The sequence below is a fragment of the Microbacterium sp. NPDC057944 genome, from assembly GCF_042887445.1.
GTDB classification, from domain to species: Bacteria; Actinomycetota; Actinomycetes; order Actinomycetales; family Microbacteriaceae; genus Microbacterium; species Microbacterium natoriense.
On record NZ_JBHVPJ010000005.1, the window covers coordinates 1 to 5,606 of the forward strand.

The window sequence follows — 5,606 nt, forward strand, 5'->3', positions numbered from 1 at the left end:
CTGTTTTGTTGGTGTAAATGCAAAATGGCCACCCATCGATGGGTGGCCATTTTGACTAAAAGGAGTCCGGCGGTGTCCTACTCTCCCACAGGGTCCCCCCTGCAGTACCATCGGCGCTGTGAGGCTTAGCTTCCGGGTTCGGAATGTAACCGGGCGTTTCCCTCACGCTATGGCCGCCGAAACACTATTGATGTTTCAATCAGTACACAACATGTGCACGAAAAAGTTCGTGTGTGTTGTGTGGTTCTCGACCGTACATCGAGAACCACTCAGTGGACGCGTAGCACCTACAAACGGTGTGTTATCAAGTCATCGGCTTATTAGTACCAGTCAGCTGCATGCATTACTGCACTTCCACATCTGGCCTATCAACCCAGTAGTCTGGCTGGGAGCCTCTCACCCGAAGGTATGGAAGTCTCATCTTGAGGCCGGCTTCCCGCTTAGATGCTTTCAGCGGTTATCCATCCCGAACGTAGCTAATCAGCGGTGCTCCTGGCGGAACAACTGACACACCAGAGGTTCGTCCAACCCGGTCCTCTCGTACTAGGGTCAGATCCTCTCAAACTTCCTACGCGCGCAGCGGATAGGGACCGAACTGTCTCACGACGTTCTAAACCCAGCTCGCGTACCGCTTTAATGGGCGAACAGCCCAACCCTTGGGACCTACTCCAGCCCCAGGATGCGACGAGCCGACATCGAGGTGCCAAACCATGCCGTCGATATGGACTCTTGGGCAAGATCAGCCTGTTATCCCCGAGGTACCTTTTATCCGTTGAGCGACAGCGCTTCCACAAGCCACTGCCGGATCACTAGTCCCGACTTTCGTCCCTGCTCGACCTGTCAGTCTCACAGTCAAGCTCCCTTGTGCACTTACACTCGACACCTGATTGCCAACCAGGTTGAGGGAACCTTTGGGCGCCTCCGTTACTTTTTGGGAGGCAACCGCCCCAGTTAAACTACCCACCAGGCACTGTCCCTGAACCGGATTACGGTTCGAAGTTAGATATCCAGAGTGACCAGAGTGGTATTTCAACAATGACTCCACAAGAACTAGCGTCCCTGCTTCACAGTCTCCCACCTATCCTACACAAGCCACACCGAACACCAATACCAAGCTGTAGTAAAGGTCACGGGGTCTTTCCGTCCTGCTGCGCGTAACGAGCATCTTTACTCGTAATGCAATTTCGCCGAGTTCGCGGTTGAGACAGTTGGGAAGTCGTTACGCCATTCGTGCAGGTCGGAACTTACCCGACAAGGAATTTCGCTACCTTAGGATGGTTATAGTTACCACCGCCGTTTACTGGGGCTTAAATTCTCAGCTTCGCCTTGCGGCTAACCGGTCCTCTTAACCTTCCAGCACCGGGCAGGCGTCAGTCCGTATACATCGTCTTGCGACTTGGCACGGACCTGTGTTTTTAGTAAACAGTCGCTACCCACTAGTCTCTGCGGCCACCACACCCTTTTCGGAGTAAATCCGTATAAGTGGATGGCCCCCCTTCTCCCGAAGTTACGGGGGCATTTTGCCGAGTTCCTTAACCACGATTCTCTCGATCTCCTTGGTATTCTCTACCTGACCACCTGAGTCGGTTTGGGGTACGGGCGGCTAGAACCTCGCGTCGATGCTTTTCTTGGCAGCATAGGATCATCCACTTTTTATCCGCATCGTGTCTCAGCCTATGTGAGAGACGGATTTGCCTATCTCTCGGCCTACGCACTTGCACCAGGACAACCATCGCCTGGCTTGGACTACCTTCCTGCGTCACACCTGTTAATACGCTAACCGCACCAGCATGGGGTCGTACGCTAGGCCCCACGGCGGATCCCGAAGGATCCAATGTGAGGATTCAGATACTTAGCACTACTGGATTAGTTTGGGCGGTTCTTCGCCGGTACGGGAATATCAACCCGTTGTCCATCGACTACGCCTGTCGGCCTCGCCTTAGGTCCCGACTTACCCAGGGAAGATTAGCTTGACCCTGGAACCCTTGGTCTTTCGGAGGACGTGTTTCTCACACGTCTTTCGCTACTCATGCCTGCATTCTCACTCGTGTAGCCTCCACGGCTGGTTTACACCGCCGCTTCGCTGGCCACACGACGCTCTCCTACCCATCAACACGGCTGGACCACGAAGGCCTACCAATAATGTCAATGCCACAACTTCGGTGGCGTGCTTGAGCCCCGTTACATTGTCGGCGCGGAATCACTTGACCAGTGAGCTATTACGCACTCTTTCAAGGGTGGCTGCTTCTAAGCCAACCTCCTGGTTGTCACAGCAACTCCACATCCTTTCCCACTTAGCACGCGCTTTGGGACCTTAGTTGGTGGTCTGGGTTGTTTCCCTCTCGACTATGAAGCTTATCCCCCACAGTCTCACTGCTGCGCTCTCACTTACCGGCATTCGGAGTTTGGCTGACGTCAGTAACCTTGTAGGGCCCATCGGCCATCCAGTAGCTCTACCTCCGGCAAGAAACACGCAACGCTGCACCTAAATGCATTTCGGAGAGAACCAGCTATCACGAAGTTTGATTGGCCTTTCACCCCTATCCACAGCTCATCCCCTCAGTTTTCAACCTAAGTGGGTTCGGTCCTCCACGACGTCTTACCGTCGCTTCAACCTGGCCATGGATAGATCACTTCGCTTCGGGTCTAGGACATGCGACTGAATCGCCCTATTCAGACTCGCTTTCGCTACGGCTACCCCACACGGGTTAACCTCGCCACATATCGCTAACTCGCAGGCTCATTCTTCAAAAGGCACGCTGTCACACCTACCAGGGGTGCTCCAACGGTTTGTAAGCAAACGGTTTCAGGTACTATTTCACTCCCCTCCCGGGGTACTTTTCACCTTTCCCTCACGGTACTTGTCCGCTATCGGTCATCTGGGAGTATTTAGGCTTATCAGGTGGTCCTGACAGATTCACACGGGATTTCACGGGCCCCGTGCTACTTGGGATACTCTTCGCGCCACGGTTGGCATTTCGACTACGGGGTTGGCACCCTCTATGACCGGCCTTTCAAGACCGTTCGTCTATACCATCGTGTAACGCCGCCACCTCGGCAGAGATGACTGAAAAGTCCCACAACCCCCAACGTGCAACGCCTGCCGGCTATCACACACGCTAGGTTTAGCCTGTTCCGGTTTCGCTCGCCACTACTAACGGAATCGCGGTTGCTTTCTCTTCCTGTGGGTACTGAGATGTTTCACTTCCCCACGTTCCCTCTACCCGCCCTATATATTCAGGCGGGAGTCACTAGGTCGGCACGCCGCCCAGCGGGGTTTCCCCATTCGGACACCCTCGGATCAAAACTTGCTTATCAGTTCCCCGAGGCTTATCGCAGATTGCTACGTCCTTCTTCGGCTCCAGATGCCAAGGCATCCACCGTTTGCTCTTAAAGACTTGAAATCACATGAGTTTGAATCAAAACTCGACCCCACCCGAAGGCGGGATCAGAAATTGACTAATGATCTTTAAGATCATCTATCGCAACAACCCGAAGGCTGTTGCAAGATGCTCGCGTCCACTGTGTAGTTCTCAAAGTACGGGCGGTACCCCTCACCACTTCCCACCAGGGGAAACAACAAGAGGCCCAGAGGTACAGACACGCAACCCCGAAAGGCCACGACGTCCGGTCCCTCAGGACCCAACAGCGTGCAGGCACCGACCCCTCCCCCCAGAACTTTCCCACCGCAAGCGGCGTACTCATTCCGAGAAAAGATCTCGATGCCATGTCAAATGTTCCACCCATGAGCTCCCAGCGAAGAACGTACGCCTTCGATCTGGGTTCTGGACACCTACAAGAGGCGTCAGATGCTCCTTAGAAAGGAGGTGATCCAGCCGCACCTTCCGGTACGGCTACCTTGTTACGACTTAGTCCTAATTACCGATCCCACCTTCGACGGCTCCCTCCACAAGGGTTAGGCCACCGGCTTCAGGTGTTACCGACTTTCATGACTTGACGGGCGGTGTGTACAAGACCCGGGAACGTATTCACCGCAGCGTTGCTGATCTGCGATTACTAGCGACTCCGACTTCATGAGGTCGAGTTGCAGACCTCAATCCGAACTGGGACCGGCTTTTTGGGATTCGCTCCACCTCGCGGTATTGCAGCCCTTTGTACCGGCCATTGTAGCATGCGTGAAGCCCAAGACATAAGGGGCATGATGATTTGACGTCATCCCCACCTTCCTCCGAGTTGACCCCGGCAGTATCCCATGAGTTCCCACCATTACGTGCTGGCAACATAGAACGAGGGTTGCGCTCGTTGCGGGACTTAACCCAACATCTCACGACACGAGCTGACGACAACCATGCACCACCTGTTTACGAGTGTCCAAAGAGTTGACCATTTCTGGCCCGTTCTCGTATATGTCAAGCCTTGGTAAGGTTCTTCGCGTTGCATCGAATTAATCCGCATGCTCCGCCGCTTGTGCGGGTCCCCGTCAATTCCTTTGAGTTTTAGCCTTGCGGCCGTACTCCCCAGGCGGGGAACTTAATGCGTTAGCTGCGTCACGGAATCCGTGGAATGGACCCCACAACTAGTTCCCAACGTTTACGGGGTGGACTACCAGGGTATCTAAGCCTGTTTGCTCCCCACCCTTTCGCTCCTCAGCGTCAGTTACGGCCCAGAGATCTGCCTTCGCCATCGGTGTTCCTCCTGATATCTGCGCATTCCACCGCTACACCAGGAATTCCAATCTCCCCTACCGCACTCTAGTCTGCCCGTACCCACTGCAGGCCCGAGGTTGAGCCTCGGGATTTCACAGCAGACGCGACAAACCGCCTACGAGCTCTTTACGCCCAATAATTCCGGATAACGCTTGCGCCCTACGTATTACCGCGGCTGCTGGCACGTAGTTAGCCGGCGCTTTTTCTGCAGGTACCGTCACTTTCGCTTCTTCCCTGCTAAAAGAGGTTTACAACCCGAAGGCCGTCATCCCTCACGCGGCGTTGCTGCATCAGGCTTCCGCCCATTGTGCAATATTCCCCACTGCTGCCTCCCGTAGGAGTCTGGGCCGTGTCTCAGTCCCAGTGTGGCCGGTCACCCTCTCAGGCCGGCTACCCGTCGACGCCTTGGTGAGCCATTACCTCACCAACAAGCTGATAGGCCGCGAGCCCATCCCCAACCAAAAAATCTTTCCAACAACTGGCCATGCGGCCGTTGCTCGTATCCAGTATTAGACGCCGTTTCCAGCGCTTATCCCAGAGTCAGGGGCAGGTTGCTCACGTGTTACTCACCCGTTCGCCACTGATCCACAGAGCAAGCTCTGCTTCACCGTTCGACTTGCATGTGTTAAGCACGCCGCCAGCGTTCATCCTGAGCCAGGATCAAACTCTCCGTAAAAAAGAAATGCATACCCCACCGGGAAAACGGTGACGCAGCGAGTTTGATGCTGACCAAAGAGACAAATTCATTGCTGACTTCATCCGAATGCCAACCCCCCAAAAGAAGGGCTGGTCTTTGATCCAAAGGAATCTCACCTAGCCGAAGCTAGATCGAGGTTATTTGGCATTTGACAAGTGCACGCTGTTGAGTTCTCAAGGATCGGACGCTCCCCCGACCCAGTCATCACAACCAGGCCCGAAGGGCAACTTCTCAATCTTACC

At 54.5% G+C, this 5,606-nt stretch carries 3 rRNA genes; all 3 read right to left on the reverse strand.

Features of this window, described 5'->3' with window-relative positions:
• Positions 1 to 64 precede the first annotated feature (64 nt).
• The 3 genes from rrf to ACFVRO_RS18785 all read right to left on the reverse strand — a co-directional run bounded on the left by rrf (position 65) and on the right by ACFVRO_RS18785 (position 5,343).
• Positions 65 to 181, reverse strand: a 5S ribosomal RNA gene (rrf, locus tag ACFVRO_RS18775).
• Between the two features lie 119 nt (positions 182 to 300).
• A 23S ribosomal RNA gene (locus ACFVRO_RS18780) occupies positions 301 to 3,404 on the reverse strand.
• A gap of 416 nt (positions 3,405 to 3,820) precedes the next feature.
• Positions 3,821 to 5,343: ribosomal RNA gene (locus ACFVRO_RS18785) — 16S ribosomal RNA — on the reverse strand.
• Together the 16S, 23S and 5S rRNA genes form the textbook arrangement of a ribosomal RNA operon.
• Between the last annotated feature and the right edge of the window lie 263 nt (positions 5,344 to 5,606).